At 65.7% G+C, this 19,008-nt stretch carries 13 protein-coding genes; 9 read left to right on the top strand and 4 right to left on the bottom strand.

Annotated features, from left to right (window positions below):
* Positions 1–144: 144 nt before the first annotated feature.
* Genes ACHMWQ_RS11580 through ACHMWQ_RS11590 form a run of 3 tightly spaced genes read left to right on the top strand, consistent with a single transcriptional unit; the run spans position 145 to position 5,205 of the window.
* A complete protein-coding gene (locus ACHMWQ_RS11580; RefSeq protein WP_354548182.1) occupies positions 145–825 on the top strand; it encodes a response regulator transcription factor in 681 nt (226 codons plus the stop codon).
* Positions 809–2,203 (top strand): ATP-binding protein, encoded by a 1,395-nt coding sequence (locus ACHMWQ_RS11585; RefSeq protein WP_396307573.1) that lies wholly within the window; start codon positions 809–811, stop codon positions 2,201–2,203. The genes ACHMWQ_RS11580 and ACHMWQ_RS11585 overlap by 17 nt, the downstream gene beginning before the upstream one ends.
* A gap of 11 nt (positions 2,204–2,214) precedes the next feature.
* Positions 2,215–5,205, top strand: a complete 2,991-nt coding sequence (locus ACHMWQ_RS11590; protein ID WP_396307574.1) for a bifunctional [glutamine synthetase] adenylyltransferase/[glutamine synthetase]-adenylyl-L-tyrosine phosphorylase — start codon at positions 2,215–2,217, stop codon at positions 5,203–5,205.
* On the opposite strand, the gene ACHMWQ_RS11595 is transcribed toward ACHMWQ_RS11590, so the two are convergent.
* Both ACHMWQ_RS11595 and pepN read right to left on the bottom strand, forming a co-directional pair.
* A complete protein-coding gene (locus tag ACHMWQ_RS11595) occupies positions 5,171–7,573 on the bottom strand; it encodes a PAS domain-containing sensor histidine kinase (protein WP_396307575.1) in 2,403 nt (800 codons plus the stop codon). The two genes, ACHMWQ_RS11590 and ACHMWQ_RS11595, sit on opposite strands and share 35 nt — an antisense overlap.
* Before the next feature lie 201 nt (positions 7,574–7,774).
* On the bottom strand, positions 7,775–10,417 hold the full coding sequence (gene pepN, locus ACHMWQ_RS11600) for an aminopeptidase N (protein ID WP_396307576.1): 2,643 nt from the start codon (positions 10,415–10,417) through the stop codon (positions 7,775–7,777).
* Positions 10,418–10,652: 235 nt separating this feature from the next.
* Between pepN and ACHMWQ_RS11605 the strand changes: the two genes are divergently transcribed.
* From ACHMWQ_RS11605 to ACHMWQ_RS11630, 6 genes are all read left to right on the top strand, one after another.
* A complete protein-coding gene (locus ACHMWQ_RS11605; protein WP_396307577.1) occupies positions 10,653–11,708 on the top strand; it encodes a LacI family DNA-binding transcriptional regulator in 1,056 nt (351 codons plus the stop codon).
* Between the two features lie 71 nt (positions 11,709–11,779).
* On the top strand, positions 11,780–12,835 hold the full coding sequence (locus ACHMWQ_RS11610) for a sugar phosphate isomerase/epimerase family protein (protein WP_396307578.1): 1,056 nt from the start codon (positions 11,780–11,782) through the stop codon (positions 12,833–12,835).
* Positions 12,836–12,866: 31 nt separating this feature from the next.
* A complete protein-coding gene (locus ACHMWQ_RS11615) occupies positions 12,867–14,045 on the top strand; it encodes a Gfo/Idh/MocA family protein (protein WP_396307579.1) in 1,179 nt (392 codons plus the stop codon).
* A gap of 23 nt (positions 14,046–14,068) precedes the next feature.
* Positions 14,069–15,601, top strand: a complete 1,533-nt coding sequence (locus tag ACHMWQ_RS11620; RefSeq protein WP_354548194.1) for a sugar ABC transporter ATP-binding protein — start codon at positions 14,069–14,071, stop codon at positions 15,599–15,601.
* Positions 15,598–16,602, top strand: coding sequence for an ABC transporter permease (locus ACHMWQ_RS11625; protein WP_396307580.1), 1,005 nt, complete (start codon positions 15,598–15,600; stop codon positions 16,600–16,602). Before ACHMWQ_RS11620 ends, ACHMWQ_RS11625 begins: the two co-directional genes overlap by 4 nt.
* 54 nt (positions 16,603–16,656) lie before the next feature.
* Positions 16,657–17,601: an ABC transporter substrate-binding protein gene (locus ACHMWQ_RS11630; RefSeq protein ID WP_396307581.1), complete on the top strand. Its 945-nt coding sequence runs from the start codon at positions 16,657–16,659 to the stop codon at positions 17,599–17,601.
* A gap of 83 nt (positions 17,602–17,684) precedes the next feature.
* Here the strand turns inward: ACHMWQ_RS11630 and ACHMWQ_RS11635 are convergent, their stop codons facing one another.
* Both ACHMWQ_RS11635 and ACHMWQ_RS11640 read right to left on the bottom strand, forming a co-directional pair.
* The gene (locus tag ACHMWQ_RS11635) at positions 17,685–18,137 is read right to left on the bottom strand and encodes an Lrp/AsnC ligand binding domain-containing protein (RefSeq protein ID WP_396307582.1); all 453 of its coding nucleotides are present in this window, start codon (positions 18,135–18,137) and stop codon (positions 17,685–17,687) included.
* 38 nt (positions 18,138–18,175) lie between these two features.
* Positions 18,176–18,985: an alpha/beta fold hydrolase gene (locus ACHMWQ_RS11640; protein ID WP_396307583.1), complete on the bottom strand. Its 810-nt coding sequence runs from the start codon at positions 18,983–18,985 to the stop codon at positions 18,176–18,178.
* Positions 18,986–19,008: the final 23 nt, after the last annotated feature.

A 19,008-nucleotide genomic window follows, 5' to 3' on the forward strand; every position in this document is an offset into this window, starting at 1 on the left:
CTCGTCTCGACGGCCCACGGGAGTGCAGTGTGAGCCCCGCGACACTTCCGGCGGGCTTGGGGCAGGCGGGATTTATTCCGCCTGCCCGCCTTTTTATGACAAGGCAGTTGTGCCTCTGGTTGCAAAAACGGCTATCGTAAACCCATGCGAATCCTGCTTGTCGAAGATGATCGTGAGACTGCCAGCTACCTGGTGAAGGCCCTGCGCGAGGTCGGCCATGTGCCCGACCACGCGGCGGATGGCGAGGAGGGCGCGTTTCTCCTCGATGCCAACAAATACGACGTCATCATCGTCGATCGCATGCTGCCCAAGAAGGATGGCCTGACGCTGGTCGAGGAGACGCGGCGCAAGGGCAACGATACGCCCGTGCTGATCCTCTCGGCGCTCGGCCAGGTCGACGACCGGGTCACCGGTCTTCGGGCCGGCGGCGACGATTATCTCGCCAAGCCCTATGCCTTCGCCGAATTGCTGGCGCGCATCGAGGTGCTGGCGCGCCGCCGCAAGCCCGGCGAGGCGGAGACCATGCTGAAGGTCGGTGAGCTCGAGCTCGACCGGCTCAGCCATCTGGTCCGCCGCGGCGACATCAACATCCCCCTGCAGCCGCGCGAATTTCGCCTGCTCGAATATCTCATGAAGCATGCCGGCCAGGTCGTGACCCGCACCATGCTGCTCGAGAATGTCTGGGATTATCACTTCGATCCGCAGACCAACGTCATCGACGTTCATATCTCCAGGCTGCGTTCCAAGATCGACAAGGGATTCTCCGAGCCGCTTCTGCATACGGTTCGGGGCGCAGGATACATGGTCCGTGACGGCGTTCGGTAAGGTCGTCCGCACCACCGCGTTCAAGCTCTCCGCGATCTATTTCGTCGTCTTCTCGGTCTTCGCGATCGCCTTTGTCGGCTGGATCACGCGCGAGACCGACCGCTTCCTCACGCAGCAGGTCCGCGACACGATCGAGGCGGAGATCGGCGTGCTGGCCGACGAGGGCCTGCGCAGCGGCCTCACCGGCATCGTCGCTTCCATCGAGCAGCGCAGCCGCGTGCCCGGTGCCAGCCTCTATGTCGTGACCGACTCCGAGGGACGCGTCGTGGCCGGCAACGTCACCGAGGTGCCGCCCGCGCTGCTCAAGCTGAGCGGTCTCGAACCGGTCACCGTTCCCTACAAGCGGCTGGAAGGCGAGACCTCGCATCACATCGCCATGGTCCAGGTGCTGCCGCTGCCCAACGGTTTCCGCATGCTGATCGGTCGCGACATCAGCGAGATCGAGCGCATCCGCGAACTGATCGGCAAAGCGATGATCAGCGCCGTGGTGCTGCTGATCTTCCTCGCTCTGGTTTCGTGGTTCTTCGTCAGCCGCCGCGTGCTGAAGCGGATCGATTCCGTTACCGCCACCAGCCGCCAGATCATGGCAGGCGACCTTTCCGGCCGGCTTGAGGTGACGCCCGCGGGCGATGAGTTCGATCGCCTGGCGGAAAACTTGAACGCCATGCTCGATCGCATCGTGCATCTCCTGCACGGGCTGAAGGACGTCTCCGACAACATCGCGCATGACCTCAAGACACCGCTGACCCGGCTGCGCACCCGCGTCGAGACGACGCTCGCGGGGCCGGCGGAAGTCGAGGCCTATCGCGCGGCGCTCGAAGCCACGATCGAGGAATCGGACCAGCTGATCCGCACTTTCAACGCGCTGCTGATGATCGCGCGCGTCGAGGCCGGCTCGCCGGACGGCGCGCTGGGGCCGCTCGACATGGCGCAGATCGCCGCCGATGTCGTGGAGTTCTACGAGCCGGTGGCCGAGGAAGCCGGCGTCGCGCTGAAGCTGTCCGTCGAAGGCCCGCTGCCGCTGCATGGCAGCCGCGAGCTGATCAGCCAGGCCCTGACCAACCTGCTCGACAATGCGATCAAGTATGTTCAGACCGGCGAGCCGGCGGTTGAGACGCCGGTCGTGACCGTCGCCGCGCAACAGGTCGAAAACGAGATTGTCGTCTCGGTCAGCGACAATGGCCCCGGAATTCCTGAATCCGAGCGGCTTCGCGTCCTCCAGCGCTTCGTCCGGCTGGAAAAGAGTCGTTCACAGCCGGGCAGCGGCCTCGGCCTCAGCCTTGTCGACGCCGTCGTGAAGCTCCACCATGGTACGGTCGCCATGAGCGATGGCGGACCGGGACTTGTGGTGACCTTGCGATTCCCGGCCGAGACCTGAAGGACGGGATGATGGCCGCCACTCTTTCGCAACCGGCAGACGCGTCGGTTGGCGCTTCGCTTGCCACATCCATCCAGACCGAAATCCGGCCACCCAAGGCGGCGAGGACGCGGGAAATCCTTCAGGACCTGCAGGCAGCCGCCAAGGAGGCCGACATCGGGCCCGCTTGGGCGGATCTGCTGCACGCCCACAAGGGATTGGGGTCGTTCCTGGCGGCCGTGTTCGATGCGTCGCCCTTCCTGAGGCAGATCGCGCTCGACGATCCCGCGCGTCTGGTCGCGATCCTCACCGCAGACCCCGACGCGCACTTTTCCCGCCGGATGGCCGAAGTTGCCGCGCTCTGGCGCGAGACCGACGAAGCGACGCTGATGACCCGCCTGCGCCAGGCGCGCGCCGAAGTGGCGCTGCTGGTCGGCCTCGCCGACCTCGGCGGCATCTGGCCGGTCGAGCGCGTCACCGGCGCGCTCACCGCCTTCGCCGAGGCCGCCGTCAGCGCCACGGTAGACTTCCTCCTCGCCGAGGCGCACGCCTCCCGCAAGCTGACGCTCCCGCACCCGGACCAGCCTTCGCGCGGCTCGGGCTGGATCCTGCTGGGCATGGGCAAGTGCGGCGCGCGCGAACTGAATTATTCCAGCGATATCGACCTGATCGTGCTGTTCGATCCCGAGCGGGCCGAGGTTGCCGACCCCGACGAGATCGGCGCGCTGTTCGTCCGCATGACGCGCCGGCTGGTGAAGATCCTGCAGGAGCGCACGCCCGACGGCTATGTCTTCCGCACCGATCTTCGCCTGCGGCCGGACCCGGGCTCCACCCAGGTCGCGATCTCGACGCTGGCAGCTTTCCTCTATTACGAGGCGAGCGGCCAGAACTGGGAGCGCGCCGCCATGATCAAGGCGCGTCCCTTCGCCGGCGATATCGAGGCGGGCGATGCGTTCCTCTCGGAGCTCGCGCCCTTCATCTGGCGCAAATATCTCGATTTCGCTGCCATCGCCGACATCCATTCGATCAAGCGGCAGATCCACGATCATCGGGGCCATGACGCGGTCGCGGTGGCCGGCCACAACATCAAGCTCGGGCGCGGCGGCATTCGCGAGATCGAGTTCTTCGTCCAGACCCAGCAATTGATCGCCGGCGGCCGCGACCGTGAATTGCGCGGCCGGCGCACGCTGGACATGCTGGAGATCCTGCGCGCCAAGGGCTGGATCGCCGACGAGGCGGCGGCCGACATGGCGCGCTGCTACCGCTTCCTGCGCGCCATCGAGCATCGCCTGCAGATGATCGCCGACGAACAGACCCACACGCTGCCCGAGAGCGAGGAGGGGCTGGACGTCGTCGCCCGCCTGATGGGGTTCAAGACTGTCAAGGCCTTCTCCAAGGCGCTGGTCGAGACGCTCGAGACCGTGCGCGACCACTACATCCAGCTGTTCGAAGCGGCCCCCTCGCTTTCCTCGACGCTGGGCAGCCTGGTCTTCACCGGCGACGACGAGGATCCGGAGACGGTCGCGACGCTGGCAAGCCTTGGCTACAAGAACCCGCGCGAAGTCAGCCGCACGATCCGGGGCTGGCATTTCGGCCGCTACGCCGCCATGCGTTCGGCCGCCGCGCGCGAACGCCTGACCGAGATCACGCCGGCACTGCTGGAGGCTTTCGCCACCACGGACAATGCCGATGCGGCATTCAATTCGTTCGACCGCTTCCTGGCCCGGTTGCCTGCCGGCGTTCAGCTCTTCGCGCTGCTCGGCTCCAATCCCGGCCTTCTCAATCTCCTCGCCACCATCATGGGCACCGCGCCGCGCCTGGCCGAGATCGTCACGGCGCGACCGCATGTGCTGGATGCCGTGCTCGATCCGGCCTTCTTCGGCCGCCTGCCGGACCGCACGATCCTCACCGCCCGGCTGACGAACATGCTGGCCGAGGCCGTGTCGCTGGAAGATGTGCTCGATCGCGCGCGCATCTTCGGCAAGGAGCAGGGCTTCCTGATCGGCGTTCGCGTCATCGCCGGCTCCGTCAGCACGCGTGCCGCCGGAATCGCCTATTCCGATCTGGCCGACCTGCTGGTCTCGACCCTGCTCGACCACGTCAAGATCGCGCTCGAAGCCCAGCACGGCCGCATCGCCAACAGCCGGATCGCGCTGCTGGCGATGGGCAAGTTCGGCGGGCGCGAAATGACCGCCTCGTCCGATCTCGACCTGATCCTGCTCTACGATTTTCCCGAGACGGAGACCGGCTCCGACGGCGCGCGGCCGCTTTCCGGCAGCCAGTATTATGCGCGCATGACCCAGCGCCTGATCGCGGCCATCTCGGCGCCGACGGCGGAGGGTTCGCTTTACGAGGTTGACTTCCGCCTGCGTCCCTCCGGCAATTCCGGCCCGCTCGCCACCCATATCCGCTCCTTCGTCGAATATCAGAACAAGGAAGCCTGGACCTGGGAGCACATGGCGCTGTCGCGGGCGCGGCCGATCCATGGCGATGCGAGCTTGGTCGGCGAGGCCGTCGAGGATATCCGCGCCATCCTCTCCACGCCGCACGATCCCAAGAAGGTGAAGCGCGACGTGCTGGAAATGCGCGTGTTGCTCGAGGAAGAGAAGACCGCCGAGGGGCCGTGGGACCTGAAGCAGGTGCCGGGCGGCCAGATCGACATCGAATTCATCGCGCAATATCTGCAGCTCGTGCATGGCGCGACCCATCCCGAGATACTCGATGTCGAGACCGAGACCGTGCTGGCGGCGACATCGCGCACCGGTCTGCTGCCGGCGACCGAGGCGGAAATCCTGCTTCCCGCGCTCCGGCTCTATCAGCGGCTGGTGCTGATCCTGCGGCTTTGCGTCGACGGTCCGTTCCGGGCCAGCGAGGCGCCGCGCGGCCTGCTGGACATGCTGTCCAGGGCGGGCGAACTGCCCGATTTCGCGACGCTCGACGCCCATGTCCAGGCGACGCAGAAGGATGTCCGCGCTTCGTTCGAGCGGATCATCGGGAAGGTTCGGCGGAAGCCCCGAGCCTGAGAGCGACGCCGGCCGAAGCGCCGGTCGGCGGCTCCAGCTGCGCGGTCTGCAGCAGCGGCAGGCGGATCGAGACGATCGTGCCCTTGCCCTCATGGCTGCGGATGCGCATCGCGCCGCCATGCAGTTCCGCCAGCGAGCGGGTGATGGCGAGGCCGAGGCCGGAGCCTTTGTGGCTCTTGGTGAACTGGTTCTGCACCTGCTCGAACGGCCGGCCGAGCTTCTTCAGCGCTTCCTTCGGAATGCCGATGCCGTTGTCCTCGATCGTCAGCGTCACGGCGCCGCCGATCTTGCGGGCGCGGACGCTGATGTGACCGTTTTCCGGCGTGAACTTCACGGCATTCGACAGCAGGTTCAGCACCATCTGCTTCACCGCGCGACGATCGGCATGGAGGCCGAGCGAGCTTTCGAGGTCGGCCTCGATCGTCACCTTGCGGGCCGACGCTTCCGGCGACATCACGCGCGCGGCCTCGTCAACGATCTCGTCGAGCATCAGCGGCTGCATGTCGAGCGTCATCCGGCCGGCCTCGATCCGGGCCATGTCGAGCACGTCGTTGATGACGTTGAGCAGGAAGTTGCCGCTGGCATTGATGTCTTGGCAATACTCGCCGTATTTCGGCGAACCGAGCGGGCCGAACAGCCCGGACTTCATGATCTCCGAGAAGCCGATGATCGCGTTGAGCGGCGTGCGCAGCTCATGGCTGATATTGGCGAGGAATTCGGACTTGGTCCGGTTGGCGGCCTCGGCGCGGTCCTTCTGCTCGGAGTATTTCTCCGCCAGATCGACCATTTCCTGCGCCTGCTGCTCCAGCTTCTGGCGCGACTGGCGCAGGTCCGCGATCGTCGCCATCAGGCGGCGCTCGCCGTCGATCAGCTTTTCCTCGTGACGCTTGATCGTTGTGATGTCAGTGCCGACCGACACGAAGCCACCATCCTTGGTGCGCCGTTCGCTGATCTGCAGCCAGCGTCCGTCGTTCAGCTGCGCCTCGAAGGAGCGGGCGCCTTCCTCGGCGCGGCCCTCGTTCGGAATCTGCGCCTGCACCACGGGCTGGCGCCCGGCCGCGATCACCTGGGCATAGGGTGTGCCGGCTTCCAGCGCCGAATCCGGAATGCCGTGCAACTGCTGGTACTTCGAATTGCACATGACGAGGCGGTTCTGGGTGTCCCAGAGCACGAAGGCCTCGGAGATCGTCTCGATGGCGTCGCGCAGGCGGATGTCGGCGGTGCGCGAGCTTTCGGCCAGGCGCATCTGTTCGGTCACGTCGACGGCAATGCCGATCAGGTGCGGCTCCGTGCCATCGGCATCCACCAGCTCAACGCGAATTCGGAGCCAGACATAGCTGCCGTCCGCCTTGCGCATGCGGAACATGCGGTCGACGGTCGTTTCGTTGGCCTCATAGAGCGCCTCGACCAGGTTCATCAGGTCGCCATCGTCGGGATGGACGAGTTCGTTCACCTCGCCGAAGCCGAGCAGCGTGTCCCGCGGTGGGAGCCCGACCAGCTCGAACATCGACTTCGACCAGAACAGGCGTCCGCGCGCGACGTCCCAATCCCAGAGGCCGCAACGGCCCCGGCGCAGCGCCGTGTCGAAGCGGTCATAGGTCTCCTGGTAGATGATGTCGGCTTCCTGGGCGCGGGCGGACTGCGAGAAATAGCCGTAGAGGATGACGAGCAGGATGCCGCTGGTGCCGACGAAGATCGAGACGTTGAGCGAGACGTCGGCGCGCCAGTCGCGGTAGATCGCCGGGAAGGGCGTTGCGACGGCGACGAAGCCGAGCCGTCCGTTCAGGTGGCGCAGCGTCGCGAAGGCCGGCTGGTCACCATCGACGTTGATCTTCAGCACGCCGGCACGGTCGCCGAAGATCACCAGGGGCTGGGCGCCGCTGACGATCTCGGTGAAGCTGCGGTTCTCCTCGGTGGCGGCGCGCGGCGAGGTGGCGATGACGCGGCCGGTTGCGTCGGCGACATAGATGCGCTGGCCGGCATCGGCGGCGCTTTGCGGCACGAGATTGTCGAGCGTGTTCTGGACCGCCATCTGGTAGCGATCGGTCGACAGCGTCGGCTCCGCCTGGTCGAGCGAGAGGGCGAGGTAGGACGCCACCATGCCCATCAGGTCGCGCGCCTGGTTCTCGCGTTCCATGCGGAGGTCGTAAAGCTGAACGAAGCGCGCCAGCGCGACGATCATCAGGAAGATGATGATGAGGACGGGGATGCAGCGACGCAGGATCGGCTCGGACGAGACGAGCTTTTCGTAGGCCGGCTTGGCCAGAAGCCGAGCGTGACCCTTGATCATCTGCTTGCGTCGAAACAGTACCCCTGCAATAGGCATGCGCTCGCTCGCAGACGCACTGGCTGTATCTGCCCGCGCCATCTCAGCCCCCCGATGTCGGCTATCATCGGGTCAGTCCCTTGCCCCGAATCACCCCCATTTGAATCGACGCGAATCACATTGTCCAGAGGTGTGTTAGGGTTTCGTTAAGCATAATTTTCTGGCTCCGGCCTTGGGGAATCCGGGTTCGGCGCGCCCGGATTCGTCTGCCGCCGAATGGCGCCGTTTTCGCCTGCGTGACGCTCAGGCAAGCGTCCGCGTGACGATGTCGAGCGTGTCCGGCGACAGGTCCGGCGCCGCGGCGATCCGGCGCAGCGCCGCCTCGGCACGGGCCCGGCGAACCGGCTCCAGCGCCCGCCACGAGCGGAAACTGACCAGCAATCTGGCCGTCGTCTGCGGGTTGCGCTTGTCCAGCTCCAGCGCGAAATCGGCCAGGAAATCGTAGCCGGCGCCGTCCACCCGGTTGAACTGCGTCTGGTTGGCGCTTGCGAAGCTGCCGACGAGCGCGCGCACCCGGTTGGGGTTGTTCGGCGAGTAGGAGGGGTGCTTCAGCAGCGCCTTCACCCGGTCCAGCGTATCCGAGGCCGGCACGGTCGCCTCCAGCGTCAGCCACTTGTCGAGCACGAGCGCGTCGTCCTGGTAGCGCTTGTAGAAAGCGTCGAGCACCGCGCGGCGCTCGGGCAGGGCGGCCTGGGTGATCGCGGAAAGCGCCGCCAGCCGATCCGTCATGTTGTTCGCGGTTTCGAAATGCGCGAGCGCCGCGGCGATCGCCTCGGGCGAACGGCGAGCGAGCAGCAGATCGAGCAGGGTGTTGCGCAGCGCCCGTTTTCCGGCACTGTCCGCATCCGGACGGAAGGATTCCGCCCCCGACAGGCTGCGGTAGTGGCGCTCGATCCGGTTGCCGAGACCGGTCGAGATCGCCAGGCGAAGCTCACGCCGCGCCGCCGCGATCGCGTCGGGATCGACATTCTGGCCGAGTTCGCGCGCGATGTCGGCTTCGCTCGGAAGCTGCAGCACCTGGGCGCGGAAGGCCGGCTCCAGCGTTTCGTCGTCGAGCACGCTGCCGAGCGCGTCGATCAGGGCCGGCTCGGCCTTGGCGGGGCGGCCGGCGATCTGTTCGGTCGTGCTGGCGACGAGATTGCGCATGGCCAGCGTCTGGGCGGCCTGCCAGCGGTTGAAGGGATCGGCATCGGTGCGGACCTGAAACAGCAGGTCGGCGGCCGAGATGTCGATCGCCAGGCGGACCGGCGCGGAGAAGCCGCGCAGAAGGGACGGCACCGGGCGCCCGCCGACACCCTCGAACACCAGCGTCTGGCTGGCCTCCGTCAGATGGATGATGTCGTCCTCGACGCGGCCGCCGCTGACCGACCTAAACTCCATGTCCTCGCCATTCGGCCCGATCAGGCCGAAGCGGATCGGCATGTGCATCGGCTGCTTGCGGGCCTGGCCGGGCGTCGCTGGAATGCTCTGGCTCAAGGTCAGGCGGTAGGTGCGGTCGACTTCGTCGTAGGCGCCGCGGGCAATGATCTGCGGAGTGCCGGCTTGCGAGTACCAGAGCTTGAACTGGGTCAGGTCCGCGCCGGTCGCATCGGCGAAACTCGCCAGGAAATCCTCGATCGTCGCCGCGTCGCCGTCATGCCGCTCGACATAGAGGTCCATGCCCTTCCGGAAGTCGTCGGGGCCGAGAATGCTCTTCAGCATCCGCACCACCTCCGCACCCTTCTCATAGACGGTCGGCGTGTAGAAGTTGCTGATCTCGTGGTAGATTTCGGGCCGGACCGGATGGGCCAGCGGGCCGCCATCCTCCGGGAACTGCCGCGCCTGCAGCGTGCGCACGTCGGCGATCCGCTTGACCGCGCGCGAGCGCATGTCGGACGAGAACTCCTGGTCGCGGAAGACGGTCAGCCCTTCCTTCAGGCAGAGCTGGAACCAGTCTCGGCAGGTGATGCGGTTGCCGGTCCAGTTGTGGAAATACTCGTGCGCGATGACGCCCTCGACATTGGCGTAGTCGGCATCGGTCGCGGTATCCGGGTCGGCCAGGACGTACTTGTCGTTGAAGACGTTGAGGCCCTTGTTCTCCATCGCGCCCATGTTGAAGTCGGACACGGCGACGATGATGAAGATGTCGAGGTCGTATTCGAGGCCGAAGACGTCCTCGTCCCATTTCATCGAGCGCTTCAGCGCGTCCATCGCATAGGTGCAGCGCGCTTCCTTGCCGTGCTCGCAATAGATGCGCAGCTCGACCTCGCGCCCGGATGAGGTGGTGAAGCTGTCGGTGATGACGCCGAGATCGCCCGCGACCATGGCGAACAGGTAGGACGGCTTGGGGAAGGGGTCGTGCCAGACGGCGAAATGGCGATCGGTGCCGGCAACGTCGCCGCTCTCGACCGGATTGCCGTTGGCGAGCAGGATCGGCGCATCGGACTTCTGAGCCTCGATCCGGGTCGTGTACACCGCCAGAACGTCCGGCCGATCAAGGAAATAGGTGATGCGGCGGAAGCCCTCGGCCTCGCACTGCGTGCAATAGGTGCCGCTGGTCCGGTAGAGCCCCATCAGCTTCGTGTTGGCGGCAGGATCGACGAGGGTCTCGATCTCGAGCGTGAACGGCCGGTTCGGCATGTCATGCAGCGTCAGCAGGCTCGGCGTCGCGGTGTAGCGGCTTTCGGGCAGCGTCGCGCCGTCGAGCTTCAATCCCTTCAGGGTGATCTCGTCGCCGACCAGTTCGAGGCGCCGGTTGCGGGCCTCGTCCGTATTGGGCCGAACGGCGATCGTGGCAACAACCCCGGTTGCAGAGGGCGCAAGCTGGAAATCCAGCCCGACCGTATCGATGGTGAAGGCGGGAGCGCGATAGTCTTCGAGCCGGAACGGCGCGGCTTCGGTCTTCATGAGGCAATACTCCCGTCGGTGGTGACCGGCTGTGCAAGGGCCGGTTTCACAGGGCTGCAAGATAGGGGGTTCGGCCGGGTGTCGCTATGGCAAAGGCCGAATTCCCCCGAAACTCCGGATGACTCCCGCTTGAGATGGGTCGATGCGACCGGTCTGTCGGCCGTCGCATGCCGCAACGGTTTCCACCGTGTTGTGCGGCGGAGTTTCATCTCTGAGTTGCCTACCTCATTTCCTGATGCTATTTCATCACGAGGGAGGATACCTCGTGGGAAAGACGACGCTGCAAGACGTCGCCCGGGAGGCTGGCGTCAGTCTCGCGACAGTCGATCGCGTGCTGAACGGGAGAGCCGGCGTCCATGCGCGAACGGTCGAGAAGGTGCAGACCGCTGTCGATCGGCTGAATTATCAGCCGGATCGGATGGCGTCGCGCCTCGCACGCGGTCGTGACTATCGCTTCGAGATTATCCTTCCGATCGGCGCCAACGAATTCATGCGCATGCTCGAAACCGAGTTTCGGGCCACGGCCGAGCGCTATGTGCATGAGCGCGTCCTCCTTAACATCACGCTCGTCGACGTGTTCGACGGCGAGGCGCTGGCCGTCGCGCTGGAGCGCTTGCCGGCTGATGTCGATGGCATCGCGGTCGTGGCGCTCGATCATCCGGCCGTTGCCGAAGCCATCAACACCTTGGCCGATCAGGGCATTCCGGTGGTCACGCTGGTGTCGGACCTGCCCGGCACCCGCCGTTCGCATTTTGTCGGCATCGACAATTCCGCCGCCGGCCGCACCGCCGCCAGCCTGCTCGGCCGCTTTCTCGGTGGGCGCAAAGGCAAGGTCGGGCTGATCGCCGGCTCGCTGGCGCTGCGCGACCACATCGAGCGCCAGTACGGCTTCGAGCAGGTCGTCGCGCGCGAATATCCCGATCTGGAAGTGCTGCCGGTTCGCGAGGGGCGCGACGAGGACGACCGCGTGCGTCACGTCGCCGAGGCGCTCCTGGCCGAACATGACGATCTCGTCGGCATCTACAATGTCGGCGCCGGTTCGACCGGCGTCGTGACCGCCTTGCAGAAGACCGGGCACACGCGCGACATCATCTTCGTGGCGCATGAACTCACCACCACCAATCGCCGCAACCTGATCCGCGGCTCCATCGACGCCGTCATCAACCAGGATCCGGGCCACATGGCCCGCAGCGCCGCGCGCATCCTGCTGGCGATGCGCGAGGATATGGAGATCGTTCCCGGTCAGGAACGGATCAAGATCGATATTTTCATCCGGGACAACGTCCCGTAGCGGGGCGCTTGATCTCATTTTCATCCGACCCGGACGCAAGTCCGGGATGCAGTATCCGAAGGAGGTTTTCGATGAAGACGATCAAGGGGCCGGCGATCTTCCTGGCGCAGTTCGCGGGCGATGCCGCCCCGTTCAATTCGTTCGACGCGATCTGCGGCTGGGCAGCCTCCCTCGGCTACAAGGGCGTGCAGATCCCGACCTGGGACAGCCGGCTGATCGACCTCAACAAGGCATCCGATTCCAAGGACTATTGCGACGAGCTCGCCGGCACCGCTGCCAAGCATGGCCTGGAGATCACGGAACTCGCCTCGCACATCATCGGCCAACTGGTCGCGGTTCATCCGGTCTATGACGAGCTGATGGACGGCTTTACGATTCCGGCGATGCGCGGCAACCCGAAGGCGCGCCAGGAATGGGCCGTCGACCACCTGAAGCGCTGCGCCCGCGCCTCGAAGAACCTCGGCCTGAAGGCGCATCCGACCTTCTCGGGCGCGCTCGCCTGGCCGTTCCTCTATCCGTTCCCGCAGCGCCCGGCCGGCCTGGTCGAGGAAGCCTTCGCCGAGCTCGGCCGCCGCTGGACGCCGATCCTCGACGTGTTCGAGGAGAATGGCGTCGACGTCGCCTACGAGATTCATCCCGGCGAAGACCTGCATGACGGCATCACCTACGAGATGTTCCTCGCGGAGGTGAAGAACCATCCCCGTGCGAACCTGCTCTACGATCCCTCGCATTTCGTGCTGCAGCAGCTCGACTATCTCGAATACATCGACATCTATCACGAGCGCATCAAGGCGTTTCACGTCAAGGACGCCGAGTTCAACCCGAGTGGCCGCCAGGGCGTCTATTCGGGCTATCAAAGCTGGGTCAATCGCGCCGGCCGCTTCCGCTCGCTTGGCGACGGCCAGGTCGATTTCGGCGCGATCTTCTCGAAGCTGGCGGCCTATGATTTCGACAGCTGGGCGGTGCTCGAGTGGGAATGCGCGCTGAAGCATCCCGAGGACGGCGCGCGCGAGGGTGCCGAGTTCATCAAGCACCACATCATCCGCGTCACCGAACACGCCTTTGACGACTTTGCCGGCTCCGGCACCGACGAGGCGGCGAACCGCCGCATTCTCGGCATCGCCTGACCCTCGGCAACCACACGGATCGGAGAAAACAATGGCAATCGGAGCCAGCAAGGAAGAAACCGCCGGCCGTCGCATCCGCCTCGGCATGGTCGGCGGCGGGCAGGGTGCCTTCATCGGCGCCGTCCACCGCATCGCGGCCCGCATGGACGACCAGTATGACCTGGTCGCCGGCGCGCTGTCGTCGGATCCGGCCCGCGCCAAGGCGTCGGCCGCGGATCTCGGCATCGCCGAGGATCGGGCCTACACCTCCTATGAAGAGATGGCCAAGGCCGAGGCCGCCCGTCCGGACGGTATCGAGGTCGTGTCGATCGTCACGCCGAACCATGTCCATGCGCCCGCGGCCAAGGCATTCCTGAAGGCCGGCATCCACGTCATCTGCGACAAGCCGATGACGCTGACGGTCGAGGAATCCAAGGAACTCGTCGAACTGGTGAAGTCGTCCGGCAAGATCTTCATGCTGACGCACAACTACACCGGCTACCCGATGATCCGGCAGGCGCGCGCCATGATCGCCAATGGCGATCTCGGCGAGATCCGTCTGGTGCAGGCCGAATATCCGCAGGACTGGCTGACCGAGCGGGCGGAAGCCACCGGCACCAACAAGCAGGCCGAATGGCGCACCGATCCGGCCCGCACCGGCGCCGGCGGCTGCATCGGCGACATCGGCACCCACGCCTATAACCTCGCTTGCTTCGTCACGGGCCTGGAGATCGACCAGTTGCTGGCCCAGCTCTCGACCTTCGTCGATGGTCGCCAGGTCGATGACGACGTGCAGATCCTTCTGAAGTGGAAGGGCGGCGCCAAGGGCATGCTGTGGGCCAGCCAGGTCGCGGTCGGCAACGAGAACGGCCTGAAGCTCCGTGTCTACGGCACCAAGGGCGGTCTTGAATGGACGCAGGCCGACCCGAACTATCTCTGGTTCACCAAGTTCGGCGAGCCGAAGCAGCTGCTGACGCGCGCCGGCGCCGGCGCCTGGCCTGAGGCAGCCCGCGTCAGCCGCGTGCCGGGCGGCCATCCGGAAGGCTATCTGGAAGGCTTCGCCAACATCTACACCGAGGCGGCCCGGGCCATTCATGCTGCCCGCGACGGCAGCAAGGTCGATCCGGCCGTGACATATCCGACCGTCGAGGACGGCCTGATCGGCATGCAGTTCATCGAAGCCGCCGTGGCATCGTCCAAGGCCGGCAACGTCTGGACCAAGGTAGGCTGATGGCGATCGCCGAGGGGAGAGAGATGGGGACGAGTGCGCAGCCGCCTCTCCTGGAGGCGGTCGGGATTTCCAAGTCGTTTGGACCCGTCGAGGTGCTGGGAGACATTAACCTGGCTCTCGTGCCCGGCGAGGTTCACGCCATCATCGGCGAGAACGGCGCGGGCAAGTCTACGCTTATGAAGATCCTCGCCGGCCATCTGATGCCGACGAAGGGAGAGTTGCGGATCGACGGGCAGCCGGTCGTCATGGCCGGCCCCGTCGATGCCGAGCATCGCGGCATCGTGCTCGTGCACCAGGAGATACTCCTGGCGCCCGACCTGACCGTCGCGCAGAACATCTATCTCGGCCGTGAGGTCCGCAAGGGCCTGACGCTGGACGATAAGGCTATGAACAAGGGCGCCGCCGAAGCGGTGCGCGCCCTTGGCATCGACATCGATCCGACCACCATCGTCGGCCGGCTTTCGATCGCGCAGCGCCAGTTGGTGCAGATCGCCCGCGCGCTGCTGGTGCCGCACCGGATCGTCATCTTCGACGAGCCCACCGCCTCGCTGACGCTGACCGAGACCGACGCGCTGCTGCGCGTCATCCTGGACATCAAGAAGAAGGGCGCGGCCGTCCTCTACATCTCGCATCGCCTGCCCGAGGTGAAGGAGATCGCCGACCGCGTGACCGTGCTGCGCGACGGCAAGTTGATCACCACGCGTCCGGCCGAGGGGCTGGAAGCGGTCGACATGGCGCGGCTGATGGTCGGCCGCGACGTCGCCAAGCTCTATCCGGACCGGGTCGCCACCCAGGCCGTCGACTACGCGCTGGAAGTCGACGACATGACGGTTCCGGGCTATGCGCAGGACGCCTCGTTCAAGCTGCGCAAGGGCGAGATCCTCGGCTTTGCCGGGCTGGTCGGCGCCGGCCGTACGGAGCTGCTGGAAGGCGCGGTCGGCCTGCGTCCGTCGCATGGCAAGGTCAAGCTGAACGGCAGGCCGGTGAATTTCGTCACCGTTCGCGACAGCATGCGCGCCGGCATCGTCTATCTGAGCGAGGACCGGAAGGGCAAAGGCCTGCTGCTGGCGCAGAATCTCGGCATCAACCTGACGCTGGCGGCGCTCGGCCAGTTCGTACGCGGGCTGCTGATCGACCGCGGCCGGGAAACCAAGGCGCTCGACGGCGCGATCACCGAGTTCGATATCCGCACGCGCAACAAGGACCTGCTCGCCGGCCAGCTTTCGGGCGGCAACCAGCAGAAGCTGCTGCTCGCCAAGATGATGCTGCTGAACCCGCAGATCGTCATCATCGACGAACCCACGCGCGGCATCGACATCGGCACCAAGGAACAGATCTACAAGTTCATCGCCGAACTGGCGGAAAGCGGAAAGTCGGTCATCGTCATCTCGTCCGAGATGCAGGAAGTGATCGGCATCTGCGACCGCATCCTCGTCATGCGCAACGGGCGCATCGTGGGCGAGGTGACCGGCAACCGCATGACCGAAGACGAGATCGTCGTTCTGGCGACGGGCGTTACATCGAGGGAGGCCGCCTCGATGGCGGAGCAGGCATGACCGACACCACCGCCAACAAGAACCCCGCCCGCCGCTCGCTCGGCGACATCGATCTCCGCGCCGTGGCGCCCTTTGTCGCGCTCGCCGTGCTGCTGGTGCTGGGCGCGCTGGTGAACCCCAATTTCCTCGGGGTCGACAACCTTCTCAACGTGCTGACGCGCAGCGCCTTCATCGCGATCATCGCGGTCGGCGCCACCTTCGTCATCTCGGCCGGCGGACTGGATCTGTCGGTCGGCGCCATGTCGGCCTTCGTCGCCGGCGTGATGATCCTGTTCCTCAATACTGGCGTCGTCTCCGGTGAAATCCCGATGCTGGCGGTCGCCATGCTGCTGGCGATCGGCGTCGGCGGGCTTTGCGGCCTCGCCAATGGCGTGATCACGACCCAAGGGCGGATCGAGCCCTTCATCGTGACGCTGGGCACGATGGGCATCTTCCGGGCGCTCACCATTTACCTGGCCGAGGGCGGCTCGATTGCCATGAAGGCGCCGGATCTGCGCGCCGCCTACCGCCCGGTCTATTTCGGCAATGTCTTCGGCGTGCCGATCCCGGTGCTGGTCATCCTGGCCGTCGCGTTGATCGGCGCGTTCCTGCTGTATCGCACGGCCTTCGGCCGGCATGTCATCGCCGTCGGGTCGAATGAGGACGTGGCGCGCTATTCCGGCATCCCGGTCAACCGGGTCCGGACCCTGACCTATGTCATCCAGGGCGTTTGCGTCGCCATCGCGGTTCTCGTCTACGTGCCGCGCCTCGGTGCCGCCACGCCGACGACCGGCCTGCTGTGGGAATTGCAGGCCATTACCGCGGTGGTCATCGGCGGCACCGCCCTCAAGGGCGGCGTCGGCCGGATCTGGGGCACCATCTGTGGCGCCCTCATTCTCGAAGTGGTCGGCAACATCATGGTGCTGTCCAACTTCGTCAGCGAATACCTCATCGGAGCCGTACAGGGCGCCATCATCATCATTGCGATGCTGGTCCAGCGCTCGCTCGTCCGGCGGCGGTGAGGGGAAGAGCGGAGATCAACTCCGCATTGCATTGGGCTAATTTGGGAGAGAGAAATGCGGAAGCTTCTACTCGGATCGGTCGCGGCGGGCTTGATGCTCGTCGCCGGCGTCGCACAGGCGCAGGAAACCAAGACGATCGCCGTCTCCATTCCGGCGGCTGACCATGGCTGGACGGGCGGCGTCGTCTACCACGCCCAGGAACAGGCCAAGCGCCTCGAGGCCCGCTATCCCGGCCTCAAGGTCATCGTCAAGACGTCGCCGGATGGCGCGTCGCAGGCGAACGCGCTGGAAGACCTGACCACTCAGGGCATCGACGCCCTGGTCACGCTGCCCCACAATTCCGATGAGCTGACCGACCCGATCCGTCAGGTCAAGGAAAAGGGCGTCTTCATCACCGTCGTCGACCGCGCGCTCACCGACAACGCCGTTGCCGACCTCTACGTCGCCGGCAACAACCCGGCCCTCGGCCGCGTCGCCGGCGAGTACATCAAGGAAAAGCTGAACGGCAAGGGTAACGTCGTCGTCATCCGCGGCCTGCCGATCGTCATCGACGAAGAGCGCAACAAGGGCTTCGACGAAGGTATCGCCGGCAGCGACATCAAGGTTCTCGATCGCCAGTTCGGCAATTGGAGCCGCGATGACGCGTTCAAGGTGATGCAGGACTACCTGTCCAAGTATCCGCAGATCGACGCGGTCTGGACCCAGGACGACGACATGGCCGTCGGCGTGCTCGAGGCCATCAAGCAGGCCAAGCGCGAGGACATCCAGTTCGTCGTCGCCGGCGCCGGCATGAAGGACATGATCAAGAAGGTCATGGACGGCGACAAGATGATCCCGGTCGACATCCTCTATCCGCCGGCGATGGTCGCCGTCGCGATGGATCTGACGGCCGCCGGTCTCTACGACCACCTGCCGGTCCGTGGCAGCTACATCCTCGACGCCACGCTGGTGACGAAGGAAAACGCCAAGGACTTCTACTACCCCGACTCGCCGTTCTAATCGGCCGGTCTGAACGTCACGACCCTCTCCCGCCGCGCGCGGGGGAGGGTTTTTTGTTGGCTTTTGGGGAGCCGGCTGGCGCCCTAAAGCGGCAGCAGATCCGTGTTCTTGACCTCTTCCATCACCGCGTAGGTGTGGGTTTCGCGCACGCCGGGCAGAGACAGCAGACTGTCGGACAGGAAAGCGCGATAGGCGTTCATGTCGCTGACGCGGGCCTTGATCAGATAGTCGAACCCGCCGGCCACCATGTGGCATTCCATCACCTCGGAGGCGCGGCGCACGGCGATTGCGAAATGCTCGAACACATCCGGCGTCGTTCGGTCGAGCTTGACCTCGACGAAGACCAGAAGCCCGAGATCGAGCTTTTCCGCCGAAAGCCGGGCGTGATAGCCCTCGATATAGCCCTCTCGCGTCAGGCGCTTGACCCGGTCGGCCGTCGCGGTCGGCGACAGGTTGACCTTGGCCGCCAGTTCCAGCGTCGTGATGCGGCCATCGGCCTGGAGCGCTTTCAGGATGGCGCGGTCGGTACGGTCCATGTCGGTTCGGCTTTTCTGGATAGGCTGGAAGAATGGGCTCAGCGCAGGTCGAGGCTGGCGAGGAAGGCCAGCATCGCCTCGTTGAAAAGGCGCGGCCGCTGCAGCGGTGCAAAATGGCTGACGCCGTCGAGCAGCGTGAGCGTCGCGCGGGGGATGCTTCGGGCGAGATAGCGGGCATGCTCGGTATGGATGAACTCATCGCTCTCGCTCTGGACGATCGCCACCGGAACCGTGATCCCGGCAAGGTCGGCCGCCGAATAATCCGGCTGCGTCTGCTGCATCAGCGATACGGCCGCGGAAAACGGATCGAAATCGTCCGGCGTCGGGGAGAGGGCCGCATAGTCCTTCACATGGCGCGCGAAGCAGTGGTCGATGACGGGGCTCGGCACGAAGGGCTTGGCGCCGCTCGGGTCCATGTTGCAGGCGAAGAAGAACACGCCTTTGACGCGTTCGGGATGGCGGCGGGCGAGCACCAGGCCGGTACAGGCGCCGTCGCTCCAGCCGATGATCGGGGCGGTGGCGATCTGCAGATGATCCATCACCGCCAGCACGTCCGATGACATCAGCCCATAGGAGAAGGGATGCTGGTCGCGGCTGCTGCGGCCATGGCCCCGGCTGTCCATGACGATCGCGCGGAAGCCTGCGGCCACGAGCGCCGGCACCTGATGGCCCCAATTGCCGGCATTGCCGAGACCGCCATGCAGCAGGACGGCCGCCGGTCCGGTCCCGAAGCTCGCGGCCCAGATGCGAGCGCCGTTGGTCTCGACTGTAAAGCTATCGCCGGTGGCGGGCAGGGGCGGCGCGCCGTTCTCGTCGAACTGGCGGAGATCGTCGTCGCTGAAGTCCACGGTGTGTCGCTCTCCGGCTTAGA

Source organism: Kaistia sp. UC242_56, from assembly GCF_044452255.1.
Classification (GTDB): Bacteria; Pseudomonadota; Alphaproteobacteria; order Rhizobiales; family Kaistiaceae; genus Kaistia; species Kaistia defluvii_A.

Bases quoted from the DNA above. Each gene is read 5' to 3' on its own strand.
- ACHMWQ_RS11580 (WP_354548182.1), top strand. From the start codon at position 145: ATGCGAATCCTGCTTGTCGAAGATGATCGTGAGACTGCCAGCTACCTG.
- ACHMWQ_RS11590 (WP_396307574.1), top strand. From the start codon at position 2,215: ATGGCCGCCACTCTTTCGCAACCGGCAGACGCGTCGGTTGGCGCTTCG.
- ACHMWQ_RS11595 (WP_396307575.1), bottom strand. From the start codon at position 7,573: ATGGCGCGGGCAGATACAGCCAGTGCGTCTGCGAGCGAGCGCATGCCT.
- pepN (WP_396307576.1), bottom strand. From the start codon at position 10,417: ATGAAGACCGAAGCCGCGCCGTTCCGGCTCGAAGACTATCGCGCTCCC.
- ACHMWQ_RS11605 (WP_396307577.1), top strand. From the start codon at position 10,653: ATGCTATTTCATCACGAGGGAGGATACCTCGTGGGAAAGACGACGCTG.
- ACHMWQ_RS11610 (WP_396307578.1), top strand. From the start codon at position 11,780: ATGAAGACGATCAAGGGGCCGGCGATCTTCCTGGCGCAGTTCGCGGGC.
- ACHMWQ_RS11615 (WP_396307579.1), top strand. From the start codon at position 12,867: ATGGCAATCGGAGCCAGCAAGGAAGAAACCGCCGGCCGTCGCATCCGC.
- ACHMWQ_RS11620 (WP_354548194.1), top strand. From the start codon at position 14,069: ATGGGGACGAGTGCGCAGCCGCCTCTCCTGGAGGCGGTCGGGATTTCC.
- ACHMWQ_RS11625 (WP_396307580.1), top strand. From the start codon at position 15,598: ATGACCGACACCACCGCCAACAAGAACCCCGCCCGCCGCTCGCTCGGC.
- ACHMWQ_RS11630 (WP_396307581.1), top strand. From the start codon at position 16,657: ATGCGGAAGCTTCTACTCGGATCGGTCGCGGCGGGCTTGATGCTCGTC.
- ACHMWQ_RS11635 (WP_396307582.1), bottom strand. From the start codon at position 18,137: ATGGACCGTACCGACCGCGCCATCCTGAAAGCGCTCCAGGCCGATGGC.